The organism is Methylobacterium sp. NPDC097929 (genome assembly GCF_049543375.1).
In the GTDB taxonomy this organism is placed as follows: Bacteria; Pseudomonadota; Alphaproteobacteria; order Rhizobiales; family Beijerinckiaceae; genus Methylobacterium.
This window is the reverse complement of record NZ_JBMVEP010000001.1, coordinates 1,345,889-1,368,813: the sequence shown is the minus strand read 5'-3', so window position 1 is coordinate 1,368,813 and position 22,925 is coordinate 1,345,889. Positions and strand designations below refer to the sequence as shown.

General features: G+C 67.8%; 19 protein-coding genes and 1 pseudogene. 7 read left to right on the top strand and 13 right to left on the bottom strand.

Annotated features, from left to right (window positions below; translation table 11 throughout):
* Positions 1–30: 30 nt before the first annotated feature.
* Positions 31–441 carry a hypothetical protein gene (locus tag ACPCJR_RS06485; RefSeq protein WP_166060452.1) on the bottom strand — a complete coding sequence of 137 codons (411 nt, stop codon included), beginning with the start codon at positions 439–441 and terminating at the stop codon, positions 31–33.
* Positions 442–877: 436 nt separating this feature from the next.
* Between ACPCJR_RS06485 and ACPCJR_RS06480 the strand changes: the two are divergent.
* Positions 878–1,260, top strand: a pseudogene (locus tag ACPCJR_RS06480) (IS3 family transposase); the annotation flags it as partial.
* On the opposite strand, the gene ACPCJR_RS06475 reads toward ACPCJR_RS06480, so the two are convergent.
* Complete coding sequence (locus ACPCJR_RS06475; protein WP_166273455.1) at positions 1,233–2,744, bottom strand: DUF2235 domain-containing protein; 1,512 nt, start codon at positions 2,742–2,744, stop codon at positions 1,233–1,235. The pseudogene ACPCJR_RS06480 and the gene ACPCJR_RS06475 overlap by 28 nt on opposite strands.
* 892 nt (positions 2,745–3,636) lie before the next feature.
* Here ACPCJR_RS06475 and ACPCJR_RS06470 point away from each other — a divergent pair.
* Genes ACPCJR_RS06470 through ACPCJR_RS06460 form a run of 3 tightly spaced genes read left to right on the top strand, consistent with a single transcriptional unit; the run spans position 3,637 to position 9,002 of the window.
* Positions 3,637–5,364: an efflux RND transporter periplasmic adaptor subunit gene (locus ACPCJR_RS06470; RefSeq protein ID WP_166060450.1), complete on the top strand. Its 1,728-nt coding sequence runs from the start codon at positions 3,637–3,639 to the stop codon at positions 5,362–5,364.
* Positions 5,365–5,376: 12 nt separating this feature from the next.
* Positions 5,377–8,604 (top strand): efflux RND transporter permease subunit, encoded by a 3,228-nt coding sequence (locus ACPCJR_RS06465; protein WP_166060449.1) that lies wholly within the window; start codon positions 5,377–5,379, stop codon positions 8,602–8,604.
* 32 nt (positions 8,605–8,636) lie between these two features.
* Positions 8,637–9,002 (top strand): hypothetical protein, encoded by a 366-nt coding sequence (locus ACPCJR_RS06460; protein ID WP_003596849.1) that lies wholly within the window; start codon positions 8,637–8,639, stop codon positions 9,000–9,002.
* A 66-nt stretch (positions 9,003–9,068) separates the two neighbouring features.
* Here the strand turns inward: ACPCJR_RS06460 and ACPCJR_RS06455 are convergent, their stop codons facing one another.
* Genes ACPCJR_RS06455 through ACPCJR_RS06430 form a run of 6 tightly spaced genes read right to left on the bottom strand, consistent with a single transcriptional unit; the run spans position 9,069 to position 15,798 of the window.
* Positions 9,069–9,239, bottom strand: coding sequence for a hypothetical protein (locus tag ACPCJR_RS06455; protein ID WP_003596848.1), 171 nt, complete (start codon positions 9,237–9,239; stop codon positions 9,069–9,071).
* 12 nt (positions 9,240–9,251) lie between these two features.
* Positions 9,252–10,193: a cation diffusion facilitator family transporter gene (locus ACPCJR_RS06450; protein WP_003596846.1), complete on the bottom strand. Its 942-nt coding sequence runs from the start codon at positions 10,191–10,193 to the stop codon at positions 9,252–9,254.
* A 42-nt stretch (positions 10,194–10,235) separates the two neighbouring features.
* Entirely contained in the window at positions 10,236–10,778 is a 543-nt protein-coding gene (locus tag ACPCJR_RS06445) for a hypothetical protein (RefSeq protein WP_003596842.1), read from the bottom strand.
* 27 nt (positions 10,779–10,805) lie between these two features.
* Entirely contained in the window at positions 10,806–11,159 is a 354-nt protein-coding gene (locus ACPCJR_RS06440) for a hypothetical protein (protein WP_003596841.1), read from the bottom strand.
* A gap of 5 nt (positions 11,160–11,164) precedes the next feature.
* Positions 11,165–14,413: an efflux RND transporter permease subunit gene (locus ACPCJR_RS06435; RefSeq protein WP_003596840.1), complete on the bottom strand. Its 3,249-nt coding sequence runs from the start codon at positions 14,411–14,413 to the stop codon at positions 11,165–11,167.
* Between the two features lie 11 nt (positions 14,414–14,424).
* A complete protein-coding gene (locus tag ACPCJR_RS06430; RefSeq protein WP_003596839.1) occupies positions 14,425–15,798 on the bottom strand; it encodes an efflux RND transporter periplasmic adaptor subunit in 1,374 nt (457 codons plus the stop codon).
* Positions 15,799–16,452: 654 nt separating this feature from the next.
* Here ACPCJR_RS06430 and ACPCJR_RS06425 point away from each other — a divergent pair.
* Positions 16,453–16,680 carry a hypothetical protein gene (locus ACPCJR_RS06425; protein ID WP_003596837.1) on the top strand — a complete coding sequence of 76 codons (228 nt, stop codon included), beginning with the start codon at positions 16,453–16,455 and terminating at the stop codon, positions 16,678–16,680.
* A gap of 223 nt (positions 16,681–16,903) precedes the next feature.
* Here the strand turns inward: ACPCJR_RS06425 and ACPCJR_RS06420 are convergent, their stop codons facing one another.
* Positions 16,904–17,167 carry a hypothetical protein gene (locus ACPCJR_RS06420; protein WP_003596834.1) on the bottom strand — a complete coding sequence of 88 codons (264 nt, stop codon included), beginning with the start codon at positions 17,165–17,167 and terminating at the stop codon, positions 16,904–16,906.
* A 278-nt stretch (positions 17,168–17,445) separates the two neighbouring features.
* On the opposite strand from ACPCJR_RS06420, the gene ACPCJR_RS06415 reads away from it, so the two are divergent.
* Entirely contained in the window at positions 17,446–18,141 is a 696-nt protein-coding gene (locus tag ACPCJR_RS06415; protein WP_012455875.1) for a YoaK family protein, read from the top strand.
* A gap of 8 nt (positions 18,142–18,149) precedes the next feature.
* On the opposite strand, the gene ACPCJR_RS06410 is transcribed toward ACPCJR_RS06415, so the two are convergent.
* Both ACPCJR_RS06410 and ACPCJR_RS06405 read right to left on the bottom strand, forming a co-directional pair.
* Positions 18,150–19,481, bottom strand: coding sequence for an ATP-binding protein (locus ACPCJR_RS06410; protein WP_003596830.1), 1,332 nt, complete (start codon positions 19,479–19,481; stop codon positions 18,150–18,152).
* Positions 19,478–20,224, bottom strand: coding sequence for a response regulator transcription factor (locus ACPCJR_RS06405; RefSeq protein WP_017484348.1), 747 nt, complete (start codon positions 20,222–20,224; stop codon positions 19,478–19,480). The genes ACPCJR_RS06410 and ACPCJR_RS06405 overlap by 4 nt, the downstream gene beginning before the upstream one ends.
* 525 nt (positions 20,225–20,749) lie before the next feature.
* Here ACPCJR_RS06405 and ACPCJR_RS06400 point away from each other — a divergent pair.
* Positions 20,750–21,154, top strand: a complete 405-nt coding sequence (locus tag ACPCJR_RS06400; protein WP_003596828.1) for a flagellar basal body rod C-terminal domain-containing protein — start codon at positions 20,750–20,752, stop codon at positions 21,152–21,154.
* A 59-nt stretch (positions 21,155–21,213) separates the two neighbouring features.
* On the opposite strand, the gene ACPCJR_RS06395 is transcribed toward ACPCJR_RS06400, so the two are convergent.
* Complete coding sequence (locus ACPCJR_RS06395) at positions 21,214–21,900, bottom strand: hypothetical protein (protein ID WP_003596827.1); 687 nt, start codon at positions 21,898–21,900, stop codon at positions 21,214–21,216.
* A gap of 7 nt (positions 21,901–21,907) precedes the next feature.
* Positions 21,908–22,864, bottom strand: coding sequence for a cation diffusion facilitator family transporter (locus ACPCJR_RS06390; RefSeq protein WP_003596826.1), 957 nt, complete (start codon positions 22,862–22,864; stop codon positions 21,908–21,910).
* Positions 22,865–22,925 lie beyond the last annotated feature (61 nt).

The window sequence follows — 22,925 nt, the reverse complement described above, 5'->3', positions numbered from 1 at the left end:
GTGCCGGCGCGAGCGCCGGCGGCATCGGGTTCAGGCTCGGGGTGGCTCGGGTAGCGGTGGCCCGTGCAGGCTGGCGAAGGACGCCGTGTCGGGCCAAGCCGGTGCCGCACGCGTCGCGCTTGGCGCCGCGATGGTGATCGCGATCGGCAGCAGAGAGGCGACGCTGGCGAGGCAGAGCGCCATCAACGGGCAGCCCGACTTGGCGCAGTCCGGCTTGTCCGCCTTCTCCGGCGGGCAGCAGGGCATGTCGTCCATGTTCATGCCGCCCATGTCCATGCCGGCATGGTCCATGGCGGGCATCGGCTCGTGCGAGCCGCGGGCCTGAACCGTCGCGAACGCGTGCATGCCCGCGGCGGCCGCGGAGGCGGTCACCGGCGTCAGGGCTAGGCTGAGAACCGCCAGGAGCGGAAGCAGCCGCCAGAGGGCGAGCCAGAACGTCACGAATCGACGATGCCAGTTTTTAGGGTAAGCATAAAGCCTTCCGGCCTCCCGCACGTAGCAGTTGGCCCGGATAAGGCTTTCCACGATGGGAAGGTCAACCCTGTGAGGGTAGCCTGCCTTACGGTCGTCGAGAATCACGCCCTAGGGGACTATGCGTCGCCCGATCGGCTCTGCGTTAGATGGCTAGATCATGGAGCGGATGCGGGCGGCCATCGTGTCGACGGCGAATGGCTTGGTCAAGACCGCCATGCCCGGTACGAGATGCTTGTTTTCGAGAATCTAATTCGCGGCGTAGCCGGTGGTGAACGGCACCTTCAGGTCGGGCCGGGAGACACGACCCACATTGTCCATGTGTCCGCCGTCAGCGCTCGTGAGACGGATTGAGGCCCCTGCACGAACGGAGGATGGCTGGTTCATCGTAGCCCCAGGAGCGAAGATGAAACAGTCATCCAGGCTGGTGAAAAAGCCGGCAGAGACCGTGCTCAAGGACATCCGCCGGGCCACGCGCCGGCAGTTATCGGCGGAGGAGAAGATCCGCATCGTGCTGGAGGGCCTGCGCGGTGAGGACAGCATCGCCGGACTGTGTCGGCGCGAGAGCATCGTCTCGTCAATGTACTACGGCCGGTCCATGGAGTTCCTGGAAACTGGCAAGCGGCGGCTTGCCGGCGACACGCCCGTGCCGCAACTGCGGATGAGGTCAAGGACCTGCGCCGCGAGGCGGGCGCGCTGAAGGAGGTCGTGGCCGACCTCGTTCTGGAGAACCGCCTGCTCAAAGAAATGCATGAGCGGGGCTATGGACGACGAGGCATGAGGTATCCGGATTTCGCTGCCCCTGGGTTTGGCGAGCCCGGCGCATAAGCGGTCCGGAAGTCCCGGTGGTTCGCCAACGCCAACGGCCTATAGGGACCTTTCCCATCACATTGGGTCACCTCGGCCAGATCGAATCTTTCCCTGACGCTCGGGTGGACCAGGGCATCCTCCGGGATCTCCCGGACCTTCACCGGCCATCCCAGCCATCCCATGCGACGGGACAGCCAGCGGGGAAGGATGCCGGCGATGGAGTCGTGCATGCCGGCGACCTCGCAGTGCTGCATACCATCGGACGCCGGATGCAGGTGCAGCCGGCCGGTACCGGGCTCTCCGGACACCATCCCGTCGACCCGAAGCGGATCCGGGATCTTGGTGGCCTGCTCCACCATCCACTGCAAGGCGACGTCGGACAGCCGGCTCTCGGCTTCGGGGTAGCTGCCGCCGATGTCGGAGTGGTTGCCGGCGAACCACATCTGGATGAGCGGATCAGGCTCGCCCTGGACCTTTTTCCGCACCCCGTCCCGGCTGCCCCACCTGACCCGCGGGAAGTCGGCGCGGGTCTCGTCGATGGAGAGGGCATGCCGGGCATAGCCGACATGGCCGCTCAGCAGTTGGTCGTAGTTCCCGGAGCGCCATTGCGCGATGTGCCAGCGCGCCTTCCCGTTCACCGGTGAGTCGGTGATGGTCTTGACCGCTGTCGGCAGCCAACGCCAGAGGACGAACGCCGCAGTGAGCGAGAGGGTGGCCAGGAACGGGCGCCAGTAGCCGGTGCCGAACGCTAGGTCGGACAGGACGGCGGGCACGGCTGCAACCAGCACGGCCAGGATCGTCAGGCCGGCCGCGATGCCCCACCACTTGGGTCCGGTCGCGCCGAGCGAGGCGACGGTGTCGAACACGCCGATGAAGTGCGGTGCCACGTTCGAGGAAAGGTCGTCACCCGACCTGTACTTGCGCCGGAATCGCCTCGCCAACTCGAACCGGTCCTTCTCGTAGTCGCCGCCCCGCGGTGAACCCGCGCCGTACTCATAGACCTTGATCACCGCCTCATCCGCGATGTCCCGCGTCGCCTTGCGGAAGCGTGGAAGGTCTCCGCCCGGCACTTTCGTCGGGACGCCGCACAGGAACAGAACGTTGGCCACGCAACGGGCCGTGTAGGCCCCTCGGCTGAAGCCGATCAGGTAGATGCGGTCGCCGGGCTCGTAGTGGTTGATGACGAACTCGTAGCAGTCGGCGATGTTCTTCGTGATGCCCAGGCCGGTCACCGAGGACAGCAGCTTCTGCAGTCGGCGGTAGGCACCGACGAAACCCGGGGCCGAGCCGTCCGTGCCGAGGCCGGCGTCGTAGAAGGCGACCTGCTCGCGCGGGTCAATGCCGCTGTCCGGCCCGACCCGGCAGACGCGGTAGAGCTTGTAGACGTTGCTGAGGCGCTGTTCCTCGCGGAGGCCACCTTCCTGGCCGGTGCCATCCGAGAAGACCACGATGTTCTTGGCCACGCCCCCCTCCTGCAGCCGGGATGGTCCTGGAATGGAACCCATCTTGCGAGGCTGGATCGCGTCCGACGCCCAGTCAGACCCGTTAAGCCCAGCTTCGAGAGTCGCAACCGCTAGGTTCTTTGTTTGTTCCCAATCTGAAACCAGAGTGTACGCGGTGACGGAGGCCATGGCCTCCGAGCAGGAAGCCCGGCGGGCGAAGTCGCGCCCTGCACGCGAACAACCTCACCCCTGACACTAAGGCGGCCGGAATGGCGGCCGGGACCTAACCCCCTACCGGCGGCCGGCCCCGCCGGTGCCCGGATTTGAACCTCGCTCACCGGACCGAACGGTTGGGGCGGATACATCCAAGGACTTTCGTCGGGGCGCCACTCGTTGAGCGCCAAAAAGCTCATGGTCTGCCCGCGTGGATGTGCTATGCACCCCGTATCATGTCGGCCACCCGGTCCTTTTGGCGTTCGTTGCTCACGGTCTTCCAGATCGTGTCGCTTGCCGCCTTTTCGGTGGCGGGTGCTGGACACTCGCACGCGGGGGAGCTTCACGTCGGACACGACACGTCCGTCTCGGTCGGGTACCAAGTGACTGGAGGGCCAGGTCAGGTTGACGACATGGTGGGCCATGCCGACCGAAGCGCCGAAGAGTCGGTGGCTGGTCCTTGCGGCCTTTGCTGCCCAGCGTCGTTCGCGCGCTGGGACTGCTTGACCGTCGTGGTTGCCTGGAAGCCCGAGCGAACGTTGGCTGGCGTCCGCAAAGTCACGTTCGACAGCGTGGTTCCTGAGACGCTTCCTAAACCCCCTCGAACCTTCGCCTGAGGTCCGCGCTCCAACGCGCGCCCTGAGCGGCTGTCCGTGAACGACAGCCGCCAGCCTCCTTTACGCGAAGGCTCGATCATCCCATGCGTGTTCTCTACGCCTCCGCCCTGCGGACGGCTCTCCTGGCGTTTGGCCTCTGGGCCGGTGCGCCGACGCTCGCCGTCGCCCATGAGGGGCACGACCACGGCAACGAGGCGCAGGCTCCGGCGGCGGCTACAGCGCCGCGCAGTACGTCGAGCACCGACGCGCTCGAATTGGTCGCCATCGTCCGAAGCGGCCGCTTGGCCGTGTTCCTCGACCGTGTGGGCACCAACGAGCCTGTGACGGACGCCGTCGTCCGAGCCGAGACGCCGGACGGCTCCGTCACCGCCTCGCCCATGCCGGACGGCAGCTACGCGGTCGATGCACATTGGAGCCTGCACCCCGGCGAGCACGAGGTGCTCTTCACCGTGACCGCGGCAGGCTCAACCGACATGTTTCCGGTTACGTTGACGGTGCGGGAGGCACCGCCGCCGAAGTCTGAGGCGGGTGTCTCCGCGTGGGCATCCGGCCTCGCCGCGGCCCACGACTTTCAGCGCCACCTGAAGGAGGCCGACCCGCTGCCGCTGGCCATCGGCGGCACCGGCTTCCTTCTCGGCATCGCGGTCACGCTCCTGATGAAGGGGCGCCGTTACTTGCCGGCCACTGCCCTCGTCGCCCTCATCGTCGCCCTCGCGTTCGCGCCGCGCGCCTTCGCGGGCGAGGGGCACGGTCACGGGAGTGCCCCCGGATCGCAAACCACCATCATGGCCGCCCCGGCGCCGGGGGGACAGGACTTGGCGCGACGTCAACCGGACGGGTCGATCTTCGTGCCCAAGCCCACCCAGAGGGTACTGGCCGTGCGCACGGTGGTGACATCCTCCGACATCATGCGCCGCACCGTCGAGCTGCCGGGGCGCATCGTGCCCGATCCGAGTGCCAGCGGGGTCGTGCAGTCCTCGGTCGGCGGCCGGCTCTCGCCGCCGGAATCCGGGATCTTCCCGCGGCTCGGCACGCGGGTGCGCAAGGGCGAGGTGCTGGCCTACGTCACGCCGCCGGTGCAGGCGGTCGACGCCTCCGACATGCGCCAACGCCAGGGCGAACTCGACCAGCAGATCGCAGTCACCGAGCGACGGGTCGAACGTTACCGCAAGCTCGCACCGGGCGGCGCCGTATCGCAGGTGCAACTGGAGGACGCCCAGGCCGAGCTGAAGGGTCTGCTCGACCGCCGCGCCGCCCTCGACACAATCCGCCAGCAGCCCGAAGCACTCAAGGCGCCGGTCGACGGCGTGATCGCCGAGGCGACCGCCGTGGCCGGGCAGATGGCGAGCCCCGGCGTGCAGGTGTTCCAGATCGTCGACCCGACCCGCCTCTGGGTCGAGGCGCTGAGCTTCGACGCCCTCACCGGCGGCCAGCACGCCACCGCCCGCCTTGCCGACGGTCGCATGCTGCGCCTCGCCTACATGGGCGCAGGGCTCGCCGACCGCAGCCAAGCCGTGCCGATGCACTTCGCCGTCGAAGGCGCGCCGTCGGAATTGCGGACCGGGCAGTTCGTCACCGTGCTGGCCGCAACCGACGCACAGCAGAAGGGGTTGGCGCTTCCGCGCATGAGCGTGGTGCGTGGCGGCAACGGCCAAAGCATCGTCTATGAGCACACCGCGCCGGAGCGCTTCGAGCCCCGCGAGGTGCGGGTCGAGCCGCTCGATGCGGGGCAGGTTCTGGTCGTCTCCGGGCTCGCCGCGGGCAAGCGGATCGTGACCCAAGGCGCCGAACTCCTCAACCAGGTCCGCTGAGGAGGCCAACCCGTGTTCACGCTCCTCGTCACGCAATCCCTGCGCAACCGCCTCCTCGTACTGGCGCTCGCCGCGGTGCTCGTCATCTACGGTGCCTTCACCGCGACCAAGCTTCCGGTCGACGTATTCCCGGACCTCAATCGGCCGACGGTGACGATCATGACCGAGGCCGAGGGACTCGCCCCCCAGGAGGTCGAGCAGCTCGTCACGTTCCCGGTCGAGACGCAGATGAACGGCCTGCCGGGCGTGACCCGGGTGCGTTCCGTGTCCGGCGTCGGCCTCTCGGTGATCTACGTCGAGTTCGACTGGGGCACCGACATCTACCGCAACCGCCAGCAGGTCGCCGAGCGCCTCGCGATGGTGCGCCCGCAACTACCCCCAAACGTCAACCCGATGATGGGTCCGGTCTCCTCGATCATGGGCCAGATCGTGATGGTCGCCCTCAACGGCGGCACGGTCTCGCCGATGCAATTGCGGGAACTCGCCGACTTCACCATCCGACCACGCCTGCTCTCGATCCCCGGCGTCGCCCAGGTGATCCCGATGGGCGGCGAGGTGCGCCAGTTCCGCGTCGCGCCCCAGCCGACGGCCCTGCGGGCGCTCGGCGTCACCCACGGCCAACTGGAGACGGCGCTGGCTCAGTTCGGCACCAACACCGGCGGCGGCTTCACCGACCAGTACGCCCGCGAGTACCTGATCCGGAACCTCGGCCGGAGCATGAGCCTCGACGACCTGCGCAACATGGTCGTCGCCACCGTCAACGGCCGACCGATCTACCTGCGGCAGGTGGCCGAGGTCTCCTTCGCGGCCCGGGTGAAGCGGGGTGATGCCGGTTACATGGGCGCGCCCGCGGTCGTGGTCTCGGTCGAGAAGCAGCCGGGCGTCGACACGGTGCGGCTCACCCGCGAGGTCGAGGCGGCCCTCGCGGAGATCACCGCCAGCCTGAACGCCTGCGGCCCCGACGCGGGCAAGGGCAGCTCGGATCGGACGGGTCCGTCCGTGGCCGAACCCGTCGGCGAGGCCTGCGCCTTTCGCGGCGTGCGCGCCGACCAGCTCATCTTCCGGCAGGCGAACTTCATCGAGACCTCGATACGCAACGTCGAGACGGTGCTGATGGAGGCCGTCGTCGTCGTCGCGGTGGTGCTGTTCGCCTTCCTCTTGAACGTGCGCACCACCGCGATCTCGCTCACGGCGATCCCGGTCTCGATCCTGGCGACCGCGGTCGTGTTCCACCTCGCCGGGCTGTCGATCAATACGATGACCCTTGGCGGCCTCGCCATCGCCATCGGCGAACTCGTCGACGACGCGGTGGTCGACGTCGAAAACATTTTTCGGAGACTCGGCGAGAACCGTAAAGCGGGTAACCCCAAAAGCGTCTTCACAGTCGTGGTAGAGGCCTCGAACGAGGTGCGCTCCGGCATCGTCTACGCCACTATGGTGATCGTGCTGGTGTTCGTGCCGCTCTTCGCCCTGTCGGGCATCGAGGGCCGGCTCTTCGCCCCGCTGGGTCAGGCCTACATCGTCTCGATCCTGGCGAGCCTCCTCGTCTCCATCACCCTGACGCCGGTGCTGGCCTACTACCTGCTGCCGGGCCTCAAGCGACTGGAGGAGCATGACAGCCGATTCCTCAAGTGGCTTAAGCGCGGGAACGCCGCCCTGCTGCGCGGCCTGCTCGGGCATGGCCGGCCGGTCATGGCGGTCGCCGGTCTGGCGGTGGCGGCGGCCGGGCTCGCGGCGACCTTCCTGCCACGCACCTTCCTGCCGCCGTTCAACGAGGGCTCGTTCACGGTCAACATGACCTTCAACCCCGGCATCTCGCTGGCCGAGAGCAACCGGATCGGACTGGTGGCGGAACGGCTGCTCCTGGAGATGCAGGACGTGAAGTCCATCGGTCGCCGCACCGGCCGGGCCGAGCTCGACGAGCACGCGGAAGGCGTCCACTCCTCCGACCTTGAGATCGACCTGAAGCCGGGGTCGCGACCCAAGCCCGAACTCGTCACCGACATCCGCGGGCGCCTCGCGGTGCTGCCCGTCAGCGTCAACGTCGGCCAGCCGATCTCGCACCGGCTCGACCACATGCTCTCGGGCGTGCGCGCCGAGATCGCGCTCAAGATCTTCGGCGAGGATCTCGACACCCTGCGCGCGCTCGCCGAGGACACGAGGGCGCGGCTCTCGGACATCCCCGGCCTCGCCGACCTCCAGGTCGAGAAGCAGGTGCTCATCCCCCAGTTGGAAATTCGCGTCGACTATGCCCGCGCGGCCCTCTACGGCGTCCAACCCGCGGCCCTGGTCGAGCAGTTGAGCCGCCTGTCGAACGGGCAGGTGGTCTCGCGGGTGGTGGACGGCTACCGCCGCTTCGACGTGGTGATGCGCCTCTCCGACACGATGCGCACGACCCAGCGCCTCGGCGACCTCCTCATCGAGACCCCGTCCGGCTGGGTGCCGGCCCGCCAGATCGCCGACATCCGCGAGACCGACGGGCCGAACCAGATCCTGCGCGAGAACGCCCGGCGCCGCATCGTCGTGCAGGCCAACACCCAACCCGGCTCCGACATGGGAAAGATCGTCCAGGCCATCCAGGAGAAGGTCGCCGCGGCGAACTTGCCCAACGGGTACGCCACGAGCCTGGAGGGCTCTTTCCAGGCCCAGGCAGAGGCGAGCCGGACCATCGGCCTGCTGTCGCTGCTCTCCCTCGCCCTGGTCTTCGCGCTGCTCTACTCCCGTTACCGCTCGGTCGTCTTCACGCTGATCATCCTAGGCAGCATCCCGCTCGCCCTGATCGGCTCGGTGGCCGCCCTTTGGATAGCCGGGCAGCCACTCTCGGTCGCCTCGATGATCGGCTTCATCACGCTGACCGGCATCGCCACCCGCAACGGCATCCTCAAGATCAGCCACTACCTGAACCTGGCGATCCACGAGGGCATGCCGTTCGGGCGCGACCTCGTCATCCGCGGCAGCTTGGAGCGGCTGGCGCCGGTCCTGATGACGGCGCTCTCGGCGGGCGTCGCCCTGGTGCCGCTGATGATCGGCGCCGACGCGCCGGGCAAGGAGATCCTGCACCCCGTGGCGGTGACGATCTTCGGCGGCCTGATCAGTGCGACGCTGCTCGACACCGTGCTGACCCCGGTGCTGTTCCTGACCTTCGGCCGCAAGCCCCTGGAGCGGCTGCGGGACGAGGCCCGTCACCGCCCCGAGGCTTCACCCGAGGCACCGAGAAGTTCGCCCGTCGAGGCGTTCTGAGACCTTCCCGACCCCCGAGAAAGGACATCGTCATGCGCTCCCCCTTCCGCCTCGCCGTCGTTGCCGTCGCCATCGCCCTCGCGTCGCCCTGCCTCGCCGCCGGCCCGAACGGCGGCCAGACGACGGTCGCCGATGGACATCCCGTCGAGTTCGTCGCGACCGAGACCGGCATCACCTTCTTCGTGACCGGTGAGGACGGCAAGCCGGTCGAGACCGCCGGCCTCTCGGCCAAGGCATTCGTGCAGGTCGGAGGCAAGACGGAGACGCTGACCCTGAAGCCGGGGGCGCCGAACAAGCTCATGGCCGACCTTAAGGCCCCGCTGGCGGCGGGAGCGAAGGTCGTGCTGTCCGCGAAGATGCACGGGCACAACATCCAGGCGCGGTTCGAGAAGCAGTAGGGCCGTCGGTGGGGCGGCCCGTGCGGTTCCTTCCGCGCAGGCCGCCTCGGCCCGGCTACCTCCGGGTCAGGACAAATGGCCCAGGAGCACCAGGAAGCCCAGGAGCAGGAAGCACACCGCCAGCACCTTGACGAGGTCGCGTCCCGCCCGCCTTCTGACGTGCGGACGGGCACGACGCCTGCCGCGCGGCTTGGACTCCCATCTCTCGATTTCCCGGGCCAGCTTCTTGCCTACCATGGCCGCGCCGCCTCAGACGGGAAGGTGCGGGAACTCCGCGGAGAGTGCCTCGTCCTCGACCTGGACGGTGACGTGCTCGATGCCGTGCCGCTCCTTCATTAGGCCCCGCACGGCACGGATCACCGCCGGCCCGCCGGCGACGTCGTCGACCACCACGTGCCCGCTCATCGCGTCGAAGCCCGACGTCAACGTCCAGGCATGCAGGTCGTAGGCGCGGCGCACCCCCGGCATCGCCTCGATCTCGGTCTTCAGGGCGGCGAGGTCCACGCCGGGAGGCGTGCCCTCCAACAGGATGTGAAGGGCTTCGCTCAGCAGTCGCCAGGTCCGGGGTACGATGAACAGGCCTATGCCGGCGCCGATGAGAGGATCGACCCAGGTCCAGCCCGTGCCCATCACCACGAGGGCCGCGAGGATGACGCCGACCGAGCCCAGCATGTCCGAAAAGACTTCGAAGTAGGCGCCCTTCACGTTGAGGCTCTCGGACGAGCCGCCCGACAGCAGCTTCATGCTGGCGAGGTTCACGCCCAGCCCAACCAGCGCCACCAGCATCATCGGCCAGCCGAGGATCTCGGTCGGCTCCACGAAGCGCCGATAGGCCTCGTAGAGGATGTAGGCGGTGACCCCGAGCAGCACGACGGCGTTGGCGAGCGCCGCGAGGATCTCGAAGCGCATATACCCGAAGCTCTTGCCCGCCGTCGGCGCCTTGGCCGCGTAGTGAATGGCGAGCAACGCCAGGGCGAGGCCGCCGGCGTCCGTGACCATGTGCGCGGCATCCGCCAGGAGCGCGAGGCTGCCGGTGAGCAGGCCGCCGACGACCTCGGCGAACATGTAGGTCAAGGTCAGCCCGAGCGCCCAGGCGAGGCGTCCCTTGTTGCGGGCCGCAGCCGAGCCCGAGGGAATGCCGCCGCCGTGCGAATGCCCATGGCCGCCGCCGTGTGCGTGTCCGTGTCCCATATGCCGATCCCAGGTTTGCGATGATGTGTCCGACCGCGGGTTTCAGGGCGCGATTCCGCCGATCAGGTCGGCCACGTGTGCGCCAGCCGGATGCCCGGCCTCGACGTGGTGCGTCCCGGAACAGGCCTGGTATCCGGGGCCGAACGTCGTCATGACGAGTTCGCGCCGTCCGTCCGCGGTTTCGCGGCTGGCCAGCAGCGCCTGCCCACCGGGCCAGAGTTCCGCATCCGCCGTCGGTCCCGGCTCGGGTTCGCCGTAACGGCGAACGCCTTCGTCGTGGATGGCCCGACGCGCTTTCGCGAGGTCGTCGCCGGAGAGTGGCACGCCGACCCAGACCACCTGCTGCAGCCCCTCGGTCCGGCAGATCACCAGGATGACCTCGGCCGTCCCGGGTCCCGTGGCCGGCCGCCAACCCTGCGGGTAGTACAGGGCCGTCAAGTTCGCCTCGCGGTCGACCTTCAGCGGACGGGGCACTTCGGAGAGCGGTCCCCACGCAAGGCCGAACGGCGCCTCGCCCGCATCGGCGGCGAGGGCCGGGACGACCGCGAATGCGGCCGCGTGAAGGACGCGCAGGTGCCACCTCATCGCTCGGTCTCCCGTCGGACCCGGTTCCTAGGACGCGGGTCCACGCAGTCGGTGGTAGAGGGCACGAACCGCGTCCGAGTAATCGGTGGCCGGATTGGCCGCGCAGAACGTGCGTAGGAAGTCCGCCTGGGCGGCCAAGGGCATGGAGGGCGGCGCGAGGTCCAAGCCCTCGTCGACCCCGTCCGGCGCCCGGATCAGCGCGCCGCTCATGAACCCCTGCGCCCAGGCGAAGTAGTCGCGCTCCATGGCTGGCTGCGCCGCGGCATCCGCGCCGAACCGGGCACAGGAGGCGGCACCGATGCCGACGATCTTGGTCGGCTCGGCCTGAACGGCCATGGTCAAGCCGAACCACACGAGCATGCCCGACCGGACCCTTCCCATCGGGGCTACTCCGCCGCCTTGAGTTGGCGAGGAACCGACGGCGCCGGGCGCTCAGCCGCTGCCGTGGTCTCGACCCTGCCGAAGCGCGCGTACAGGGCCGGCAGGACGACCAAGGTCAGCAAGGTGGCGCTGATCAGGCCACCGATGACCACGGTCGCGAGCGGCCGCTGGATCTCGGCGCCGGTTTCCGTGGCGATGGCCATCGGCACGAAGCCGAGCGAGGCGACGAGCGCCGTCATCGCCACCGGCCGCAGCCGGATCATGGCGCCTTCGAGGATGGCCTCGCGCTTGGGCCGTCCCTCGGCGACGAGTTGCTTGATGAAGGTCAGCATCACGAGGCCGTTCAGCACCGCCACGCCCGAGAGCGCGATGAACCCGACCGCCGCCGGCACCGAGATGGGCATGCCCCGCAGCCACAGCGCCGCGATGCCGCCGGTCAGGGCCAGGGGCACCGCGCTGAACACCAGCAGGGCGTCCCGGGGCGAGCCCAGCGCCGAGTAGAGCAGCAGGAAGATGAGGAAGAAGCAGACCGGCACCACGATCATGAGACGTTGCTTGGCGGAGGCGAGGTTCTCGAACTGGCCACCCCAGGTGACGTAGTAACCGGACGGAAGCTGGACCTGTGCGGCGACCTTTCCTTGCGCCTCCGCCACCAGCGAGCCGATGTCGCGGCCGCGCACGTTGGCCGTCACCACGACCCGACGCTTGCCGTTCTCGCGCGAGATCTGGTTCGGCCCCTCGGTCACCGAGAACGACGCCACCTGCTTGAGCAGGACCGAACTCGCCCGTCCGTTCAGCCCCGGAGGAAGCGGCACCGGGATGTTCTCCAATGCCTCGCGGTCCTCGCGCACCTTGTCGTTCAGGCGCACGACGATGGGGAAGCGCCGGTCGCCCTCGAACACCACGCCGGCATCCTTGCCGCCGATGGCCGCGCCGATGACCTCCTGGATGGCGCCGACGCTGAGCCCGTAGCGGGCGGCCTCGGCCTTGTTGATCTTGATTTCCAGGAACGGCAGGCCGGCGGTCTGCTCGACCTTGACGTCCTCGGCCCCGGTGATGCCGCGCAGCACCTGGGCGACCTGATTGGCCGCCTTGAGCATCGGCTCGAACTCCTCGCCGAACACCTTCACGGCGAGGTCGCCGCGGGTGCCGGCCAAGAGCTCGTTGAAACGCAGCTGGATCGGCTGGGAGAACTCGTAGACGTTGCCGGCGAGTTCGCCGACCGCCTTCTCGATCTGCTCCTGCAGGTCCGCCTTGGACAGGCTCGGGTCGGGCCATTCCTCCTGAGGCTTCAGGATGACGAAAGTGTCCGACGAGTTCGGCGGCATCGGGTCCGATGCGACCTCCGCCGTGCCGGTTTTCGAGAAGACGTAGGCAACCTGCGGGAATTTTGACACGGCCTGCTCGACCTTCAGCTGCATCGCTTGGGACTGGGTCAGCGAGGTCGAGGGGATGCGTGTGGCGTTGAGCGCGATGCTTTTCTCGTCGAGCTGCGGGATGAACTCGGTGCCCAGGCGTGTGGAGAGGATTCCCGCACCGACGAGGAGCAGGAGCGCTCCGACGACGAAGGCGACGGGCGCGCGGACCGCAGCGGCCAGCACCGGGCGGTAGGCTGCCTTGAACGCACGGATGATGAAGTTGTCTTCCTCGGTGACCTTGCCGGTGATGACGATGGAAATCAGGGCGGGCACGAAAGTCAGCGAGAGGACGAAGGCGGCCACGAGCGCGATGATGACTGTCAGCGCCATCGGCTCGAACATCTTGCCCTCCACCCCGGTGAAGGTCAGGAGCGGGACGTAGACCAGGATGATGATGGCCTGCCCGTAGAGGGAGGGCTTGATCATCTCCTCGGCCGAGGCCCGCACCGTCTGCAGGCGCTCCTCGGTGTCGAGGCTCCGCCCGAGTTCGTGCTGCTTCTCGGCGAGGTGCCGCAGGGCGTTCTCGGTGATGATGACCGCCCCGTCGACGATCAGGCCGAAGTCGAGCGCGCCGAGGCTCATCAGGTTGGCCGAGATCTTCGCCTCGACCATCCCGGTCATGGTCATCAGCATGGCGACCGGGATGACGAGCGCCGTGATGATGGCCGCGCGGATGTTGCCGAGCAGCAGGAACAGGATGACGATGACGAGGGCGGCGCCCTCGGACAGGTTCTTGGCCACGGTCTTGATGGTGGCTTCGACGAGGCGGGTACGGTCGAGGACGGTCTGCACCTCGACCCCCGGCGGCAGCGACTTGCGGATCTGCTCCATGCGTGCGTCGACCGCGGCGGCGACCTTACGGCTGTTGTCTCCGATCAACATCAGGGCCGTGCCGATCACGACCTCCTGGCCGTTCTCGCTGCCGGAGCCGGTGCGCAAGTCCTTTCCGATGCGGACCTCGGCGATGTCCCGGATGCGCACCGGGACGCCGGCACGGGTGGCGACGACCACGTCGCCGATCTCGTCCATGCTCTCCAGGCGCCCGGCGGCGCGAACGACGTAGCCCTCGCCGTTGTCCTCCAGGTAGCGGGCGCCCTGGTTGGCGTTGTTCGTCTCCAGGGCGCGGGCGACGTCACCGAAGGACAGGTCGCGGGCGGCGAGCTTCGTTGGGTCCGGCTGGACGTGGTACTGCTTCTCGAAGCCGCCGATGCCGTCGATGCCGGCGACCCCCGGGACCGTCTTGATCTGTGGGCGGATGATCCAGTCCTGGACCGTGCGCAGGTAGGCGGTCTGCTCCAGTTCCGTCCTGAGGCTCTGACCTTCCGGCGTCAGGTAGCTGCCGTCCGGCTGCCAACCGGGCTTACCCGCGGCCGAGACCTGGCGCTCGCCCGGCTTGGCGTAGTGGATCGACCACATGTAGATCTCGCCCAGGCCGGTCGAGATCGGGCCCATGGCGGGCTCGGCGCCGGGCGGCAGGTCCTGCTTCACCTGCGAGAGGCGTTCGGCGACCTGCTGGCGCGCGAAGTAGATGTCGAGCTTCTCCGCGAAGACGGCGGTGACCTGCGAGAAGCCGTTGCGCGAGAGCGAGCGGGTGTATTCCAGCCCCTTGATGCCCGCGAGCGCGGTCTCGACCGGGTAGGTGACCTGCTTCTCGATGTCGACGGGCGAGAGCGAGGGCGCGGTCGTGTTGATCTGGACCTGGTTGTTGGTGATGTCCGGGACGGCGTCGATGGGCAGCTTGGTCACGGCATAGCCACCGAATCCGGCCGCCAGCAGCGACAGCAGCAGCACGAGCCAGCGCTGGTGGACGGAGAAGTCGAGGATCTTCGAAATCATGGCCCGTCCCCTCAATGCGCGTGGTCGGCTTCGCTCTTTCCGAGCTCGGCCTTGAGGAGGAAGGTGTTGCCGACGGCGATGGCCTCGCCGGGCTTGAGACCCGAGGCGACCTCGTAGGCGTCGTCGTCGGAGCGCCCGAGTTCGACCTCGCGCTTCTCGAAGCCCTCGTCTGTGCGGACGAAGACGACGCGCTTGCCCTCGACGGTCTGGAGGGCCGCCTTGGGCACGCTCACCGGAACGGCATCCCGCGAGATCTCGACCTCGGCGGTGACGTAGGTGCCCGGACGCCAGGCCATGTCCTTGTTCGGCAGGGCGACGATGACCTTGGCGGCACGCGTGTCGGCGGTGAGGAAAGGACTGACGAAGACGACCTTGCCCTTCTCGTGCTGCACGCCGCCCTCCTGGCCCGGCGCGACCGTGACGGACGCGCCTTCCTTGACCTTGGCGAGTTCCGAGGTCGGAACGGCAAGTTCGATCCACACCGTTGAGAGGTCGGCGACGGTGTAGAGGTCGGAAGGGTCGCCTTCCTTGCCCACCGCGGTGCCGACGTCGACCTTTCGCTCGACGATGCGCCCCGACATCGGCGAGCGCAGTTCGTACTGGCGCAGGCTCGACAGGTTCGGGGTGGTCTCGTCGCGCTTGGCCAGCTTGGCCACCGCCGTCGCGTCGAGCCCCAGCGCCGACAGCTTCTGCCGCGCCAGATCCTGGCGCAGCGTCGCCTCGGAATAGACCGCCTTGGCATTCAAGAAGGCGCTCTCGGCCGAGATCCGCTTGTCCCAGAGCGCCTGCTGCCGTTCGAAATTGGTCTTCTCCAGGTCGGCCTTCACCGAGGCGGTGAGGTACTCGCTCTTGGAGTCCGCGACCTCGCGGCTATCCAGGACGGCAACGACCTCGTCCTTCTTGACGGCGTCGCCCAGGCGCTTGCGCATCTCGGCGACGGTGCCGACGACCCGGGCAGGGACCCGCGCGATCCGGTCGGTGTCGGGCGTGATCGTACCGGGCACCAGGATATGGCGAGACAGCATGGCGCCCTCGGCTTTGGCCACCTTGATGTCCTGGTTCTCGATCTGCTCGGCGGTCATTTTGACATGACCTTCCTCGCCTTCGGCCTCGGAGTGGTCATGCTCGCCTTGGGTCTGCTCGGCCCCGGGCTTACTGGCCGGCTTGCCGTGACCGTGACCGTGTCCGTCGCCCGCGGCGTGGCCCGCCTCGCCGGGGGAAGCCTCGGCGGAATTCGCGGCGGTGGGGCCGCTGGCGAGGTTGAAGACGGTCGGCGGCAGGCCAGCCGATATCAACAGCCCCTGGACGAAGCCGGAGACGGCGGGAACCGCAGCGCCCACGAGGACGCCGACGGCCAGGATGAGGGCGGTCAGGATGATGCGCATGATGCCTGCTCGGGCGTGCCGGAAGCCGATGACGGACATGCCGGACAATCGCGGTCGGTGACGTGAGGAGACGGCTCGGGTCGGTCGGACCCGGGTTCGTGACGCGCCGCCTTCGCGGCGTCACCTCAGGCGCGCGGCGGCCTTGGCAGGCGGTCGGGAGAGACCGAGGGCATCCTCTCGGACAATCTGGCGTAGGAGGGGCGCGTTCCGTCGGGGAGCGGGGCATCGCCGGCGACGGTCGTGCTCAAGGCGACGTGGCAACCGCAATGGACGTGGTCGGCTGACCCGGGGTCGGAGGCATGATCCAGGCCAGACACCGTATGCGGGACGAGCGAGAGTTCGCTCCTGTCATGGCCTTGACGGCCCTGGTGAGAGACAAGGTCGTCCATGAGACCGGCGCCGGGCATCGCGATGGCCAGCGCCAGGACGAGCGCGAGGGCGGCGGTTGCCCACCACCCCGTCATCGCTCCGAAGCTCATATGGCGCCGCGCCGAAGTCATCACCGTCCTTATCTGCGATTCCGAGGCTGTGTCGCAAGCTGCGGTCGCCCGTTGTGGTGAAGGCTTCCCTGGTCGGAGGATACTGAATGGTCGCTTCACGCCCCGTTCAAAGCCGTCGGCAGAGCCTTGTGCGACCAGCAAGGAATTTTCGTCCATGAAACGTCGCTTGATCACCCTGACGACCGCTGCCCTCGCATCGGTCCCCATGACCGCGTCGGCCCAACATTACGGCTACGGACCACCTCCCCACCATCATGAGGAGGTGCGCCGCCACCATCACGGCGACCACGACCACGTGGAGGTTCGTCGCCATCATCACGACGACCGGGACGAGAACCGCCACGGCTTTGAGCGCCACGATCACCGCGAGTTCGACGACTGAACGTTTCGGTCGACCGAACCAAGGCGGACGCCCGCCCCGACTTGCGTCGAGGCGGGCGTTTCCACGATGCGTGAGGGGGCTGTATCGCACCGTGAAAAGTCGTCCGGGCAAGGGGACGCCGCGAGCGCGTAGCCGAGGCCCGTTGCCAGGAGCGCGAAGACGACGAGCAGGGGCAGCAATCGCATCGCGCGTCTCCCGCTCATCGTGTCACCTCGTGGGAAGCTTACTTCTTGCCGGGCTTATCCTGGCTGTGCCCGTGCGCGTGGCCGTCGCCTTCGCGGTGCGCGGGCTTGCCGTCCGGGCCTTTCTCCTGCGCCTCCCGCACCCGCGGATCGTCACGGTGGGCGGGTCCGCCGGAGACGTCGCCCGAGTTCGGGACGCTGCGCTCCGGATTGGAGGCGTTGCCGTGCCCGTCGACCGCGAGGGCGGGCGTGGCCGCTCCGGCCAGCATCGCGGCGGTGAGAACGGCGGCAAGCGTACGCTTCATCGATCTGTATCCCTTCCATCGGCCACATCGGCCGCTTGAGGAGTGGAGATAGCCGACCCGTTTGACTGCCGTTCGCCGCGTTCGTGACGAAGTGTGTCAGGCGCGCGTGCCGACACACTTCGTCAAGGTCGAGCAAAGCCTCGGCCATGGGGTCGACGTATCCCTACCGGCTCCCCGCAGGACCGGACGCCGGGTCGAACGCGACCCCGGCGAGATCCGACGCGGCAGCGACAGGTGGCCAAGTGGACAGATCTTTCCCGTCGAGACCCGAGACCCGCGTGCCCCTGGCCGTCGCGCTGGCATTCCTGGCGGGTTCGGCCGACTCGATAGGCTTCCTGGAACACTCTCAACTGTTCATGTCGTTCATGAGTGGGAACACGACCCGGTTCGGCGTCGCGGCCAGTTCCTTCGATTGGTCGGGCGTCACCAGGTTCGGCAGCACCATCGCGCTGTTCTGCTTCGGTGCGTTCGCCGGCACCCTTGTTGCGGCTTGGGCTGGGCGGTGGCGTCTTTCGGTCCTGCTCGGCGCGCAGGCCGTCCTGCTGTCCATCGGCAACCTCCTGCCGGAAGCTTCCGATGCGTTTCCTCTTCATGCCTATCCCGTCGTCCTTGCCCTCGGCATGCTGAATGCGACGCTGCAGGATGAGGCCGGGCGGAGCCTCGCCCTGACCTACGTCACCGGAACCGTCGTACGTTTCGGGACCGGTTTGGCGAACATGGTCCTGCACAAGCCCGCGCCGTCGTTCTGGCTCCAGGCACCGCTTTGGGCGGGCCTGACGCTTGGCGCGGTCGCCGGCGGCTTCATCCAGAAGGCCCTTGGTCCCGATGCCTTCCTCGTTCCGGCGGCCCTGTCCGCGTCGCTGGCTGTCGCAGGCATCATCCTCACGGTGGCACTGCCTGGGAGCGGCTATGTCTCGAACGAGCGGTCGGCGCAGCCGGACGCGCACCCCGACGCACCGGCGACCGCCCGGTAGGCCGCGTCTCAATCGCGTCCCTTCGCCCTCGGCAGGCGGATCTCGGCCCGCAGGCTGCCCTCTGGCCGGTTCGACAGGACGAGCGTGCCGCCGTCCGCCTCGACCGCGCGCCGGGCGATAGTCAGTCCGAGCCCCGTCCCGCCCGTGTTGCGGTTACGCGACCCCTCCAGCCTGGTGAAGGGCTGGAAGGCCCGGGCGACGTCCTCCGGCGCGATGCCGGGGCCGTCGTCGTCGATGCGCACCACCAGGGTCGCCTCTTCGATCTCGATGCCGACCCGGACCCGGATCCCGTAGCGCACACCGTTGTCGACAAGGTTCTCGACCGCGCGGCGGAAGGCAACGGGACGTACCGACGCCAGCGCCCGGCCGGGGCCGTCGTAGCCCACCTCGCGGCCCACGTCCGCGGAGGCGTCGGCGACGCTCATCAGCACGCTCGCCACGTTGACGACCTGCCGTGCTTCCGGGTCGGCTTCGCCACGCAGGTACGACAGCGTCGCGTCGATCATGGCCTGCATGTCGTCGAGGTCGGCAGCCATGGCACGGCGGTCCGCAAGGTCATCGACCTTGTCCAGGCGAAGACGGAGCCGGGCGATCGGCGTGCGCAGATCGTGCGAGACCGCCGCCAAAGCCTGCGTCCGTTCCGCGACGAGGCGGTGGATGCGCCCTTGCATCGCGTTCAGCGCCCGACCGATCCCGCGCGTCTCGTCCGGTCCGACCTCAGGCACGGACACGACCGTACCGTGCCCGATCCGGACGGTGGCGTGCGTAAGTTCCCTGAGCGGGCCGGCGATCCGGTGCACCAGCACGACGGCGGCGACGCCGACCAGGATCGCCATCGCGGTGGCGAGGTACGCCCAGGGTGCAAGGTGGACCAGGTGAGGCGAATGGGCGGACCGGAAGGTCAGGAAACTGCCGTCCGGCAGCGGGAAGGCGCCGCGCAGGTCCTGTTGGTGCAGCGGCTCGTCCGGCGCCGCCAGGGCGAGCGCCAGACCTGGGCCGAGCACGGGCTCGATCTCCAGGACGCGTTCGCGCAGATCGCGCAAGGCGGGGTCTGTCTTGCCCGTCTCGGCGGATTCCCCCCGCTCCCAGCCTATCTCGAAATGACCCGACGAGAGGGCTTTTGCCTCGATGCCGCGCTCCCCCGGCGGTCGCCGCAGTACCGCTTCCCGCGCCAAGACGAGCTGTCGCGCCACTTCGTTCGCGAACGCCTCGTCGGCCGCGGCCGACGCCGACTGACGGTACAGCAACAACGCGCCCCCGTGGACCACGAGTACCGCCAGCAACAGCACGGCGACGGTGCGCCCCTCCAGGCTGCGGGCAAGATCGACCAGTTGTTTCACGCCCGCTCGACCTTGGCGGCCATCATGTAGCCGGAGCCGCGAACCGTCTTGATCACGGGGAGCGTGCCCTCGGGCGGTTCGAGCTTGCGCCTCAGGCGGCTGACCAGGGTGTCCACGCTACGGTCGGACGGGGCGGCGAGCCGTCCGCGGCTCATCTCCAGGATCTGCTCGCGGCCGAGCACGCGCCCGGGATGCTCTAGGAACACCATGAGTAGGTCGTGCTCGGCCCCCGAGAGGTCTACGGCAGCCCCCCCGGGATCGGTCAGCTGCCGGCTGCGCAAATCGAGCCGCCAGCCGGCGAAGGTCAGAACCTGTGCCCTCTCCGCCGCGGTGGCGGCCGGCGCGATGGTGGTCCGACGCAGCACCGCGCGGATGCGGGCAAGGAGTTCCGGCCGGCCGAACGGCTTGGCGACGTAGTCGTCGGCTCCGAGTTCGAGTCCGAGTACCCGGTCCGCCTCCTCGTTGCGGGCGGAGAGCATGATGACCGGCACGGTGCCCTTGCTGCGCAGCGCCCGCAGCAGATCGAAGCCGGAGGCGCCGGGCAGCATCACGTCGAGCAAGACGAGATCGACCGACTTCCCGGGCAGAAGCGACCACATCTCGGCGCCGCTGCGGCAACCGGTGACGCGGTAGCCGCTCTCCCTCAGGAGTCGCGTGACCAACACCCGCATGCCGTCGTCGTCTTCGATCAGGAGGATGTGCTCCTGTGCGCAGCCCGCTCCCGGCCTGTCATCGCGTTCCATCAGCCACCGTTTCATCCATCGCCGCGGGGTCCATTGCGAACAAAGTCTCCGTCAGATTCAGATAACGCATCAGGGGACTCTCATCGAGTGGGCCACGAACGTCAATGAAGTCACTTGTATAAATTTTGCATATTTTATATTGTCGATACGACTGCTCGACCAAAAATACGACCAATTTGATTTGATAGTATGCTCTATACATAATTAAATGTAATTTACGAGGATATCAAAATTTTGAAGTCAGAAGCGGTCGATGCCGGGTGAGTACAAATCGGCCTATGGATCCGGCTGTCGCGGAGGTGCGAATGGAGCGATCCGATGCTCGTTCGCCCGATTTCCCGGAAAAGAGCTGAACGGTGGTTCGAAGACATCGCCGAATACTCCTGAATTCGGACGGGCCGGCGCTCGGATTACTCTAACACCATGAGGCGTGAATTAACCTTTTTTTAACTCTAACTCATTAGATTTGATTAACAAATTTGTGCACGCCGGGACAGGATGCCGGCAAGAGGGAGGCTGGCGGCGATGAAGGACGACATTTCCGGGCCAAGCTTGGCGTCTGCCGCCCTACGCATACATCAGGGTCGCATGCGCGTGTCGGTCGAGAATATTGCCAACGCGCGTTCCACGGCGTCCGCCCCAGACGGCGAACCCTATAGGCGCAAGATTGCAGTGTTCGAGCCGATCACGGGCAACACCGAAGAGGCACCGGCCATCCGTATCGTACGCGACAAGACCGAATTCCCGACGGTTCATAGTCCTGGACACCCCGCCGCCGATGCTGGCGGCAACCTCAAGCTTCCCAATGTCCGCCCTACGGTCGAGATGTCCGAACTTCGCTCTGCGATGCGAGCGTACGAGGCCAATCTGCGCACTATCGCGACCTTTGACGACCTGAAAGGAAAGACGCTCGCGCTACTGAAGAGCTGATGTCATCGACCCGAAAGCCTTTCGTGATGACGCATCAAACGCGGCCGGCACGTGCGCCATCAACCGACAAGCTCATCGAGCAAGAGCAATAGCAGGAAGCCTGCGAAGAACATCGCGGTCACCCATGGACGGTCCTCCGTTTCGTGTGCCTCGACCAAAAGTTCCTCCGTCACGAGGTAGAGGAGCGCAATCAGGCCGAAGGCGAGAAAGCCGCCGCGGATGGCCGCGGGCAGCGTGGCGACCGGGCCGCCGAGCAGCGCACCGAGCGGCAGCAGGACGACGAGGGCGGCGGTCAAGCCGACCACCCTGGCTTTCGAGGTTCCGCCCTCGCCGAGTTCGTTCGCGACGGTCAGGCCGAGGAACAGCACCTCGATGGTCAGGGCGACCGTAAGCAGGAAACCGGCCTTGGCGCCCGCTGCGAAGGCGATGCCGAGGACGAGCCCGTCCACCAAGATATCAATTCCGGTGACGGTCAGTAGACCGACTGGTCCTTTCACCCGACGCTCCAGAGTGCGGACCGCGAGCATGGCGGCAACACCGACGCCGCCGCCGACCAGGGTGGCCCAAGGCGATCCGGCATGCTTGAGGTCAGGCAGGATCTCGCCCGCCGCCGCGGCGAATACGACGCCTGCGGCGAAGTGCTGGATGGCGCTGACCAAGACGGGTCCCGGCCGCATGTTGACGGCGACCGCGGCGCCGAGGACGGCGGCGGCTGCCGGGATGAGGGTATAGAGCCAGGCTTGCATCGCAGGTTCAGACCACGCCGTCCGGGGCCAGGGCGCAGGCGGTCGTCTCGCTCGTCTCGACCTGCAACGTGACGTGGACGATCCCGAAGCGGCCCCTCAATTCGCGTGCGGCTCGTATAAGGAAAGCGTCGTCCGTGCCGTCCGGCCTTACGAGATGGCTCGTCAGGGCGACCTCGGTCGTGCTCATCGGCCAGACGTGATAGTCGTGGACGGCCGTGACGTCCTCCAAGCCCCGCAGATGCGCGCGCACGGCGTCAGGGTCGATGCCGGGGGGCACGGCGGCGAGCGACATCCGCACGCTGTCGCGCAGGAGTCCCCAAGTGCTCCATACGACCGCCGCGGCGATGAGTAGGCTGGTCACCGGATCGAGCCAACGCCAACCCGTCAGGGCGATAAGCAGGCCGGCGACGACGACGCCCGCCGAGACGGCGGCATCGGCGGCCATGTGCAGAAAGGCCCCCTTCACGTTGAGGTCGCCTTCGCGCCCCGATGCGAACAGCCAAGCGCTGATGCCGTTGATCAGGATGCCGATGCCCGCGACCACCATCACGGTGGTCCCGGCCACCGGTGCGGGCTCACCGAAGCGCCGGACGGCCTCCCAGGCGATGGCGCCCATGGCGACGAGGAGGATGACCGCGTTGAACAAGGCGGCCAGGATCGAGGAGCTCTTCATGCCGTAGGTGTAGCGCGGCTTAGGCGCCCGTTTCCCGAGAATGGCCGCGGCCCAGGCGACGGCGAGCCCGAGTACGTCCGAGAGGTTGTGGCCTGCGTCGGCGACGAGGGCGAGGGAATTGCTCAAGAACCCGTAGACCGCCTCGACGATCACGAAGGCGACGTTCAGACCGATGCCGACGGCGAAGGCCCTTCCGAAACCGAAGGATGCCTGAGCATTGCCGGAATGGCCGTGTTCGTGTCCACCTCCGTCACGGAGGGCACGGACGGAGCGATCTGCGTGTCCGGTCATTGGGAAATCCGCTCGGCTTCATGCCCTCGGCGGGGCGTCCGACATATGCGGCACGCCTAAT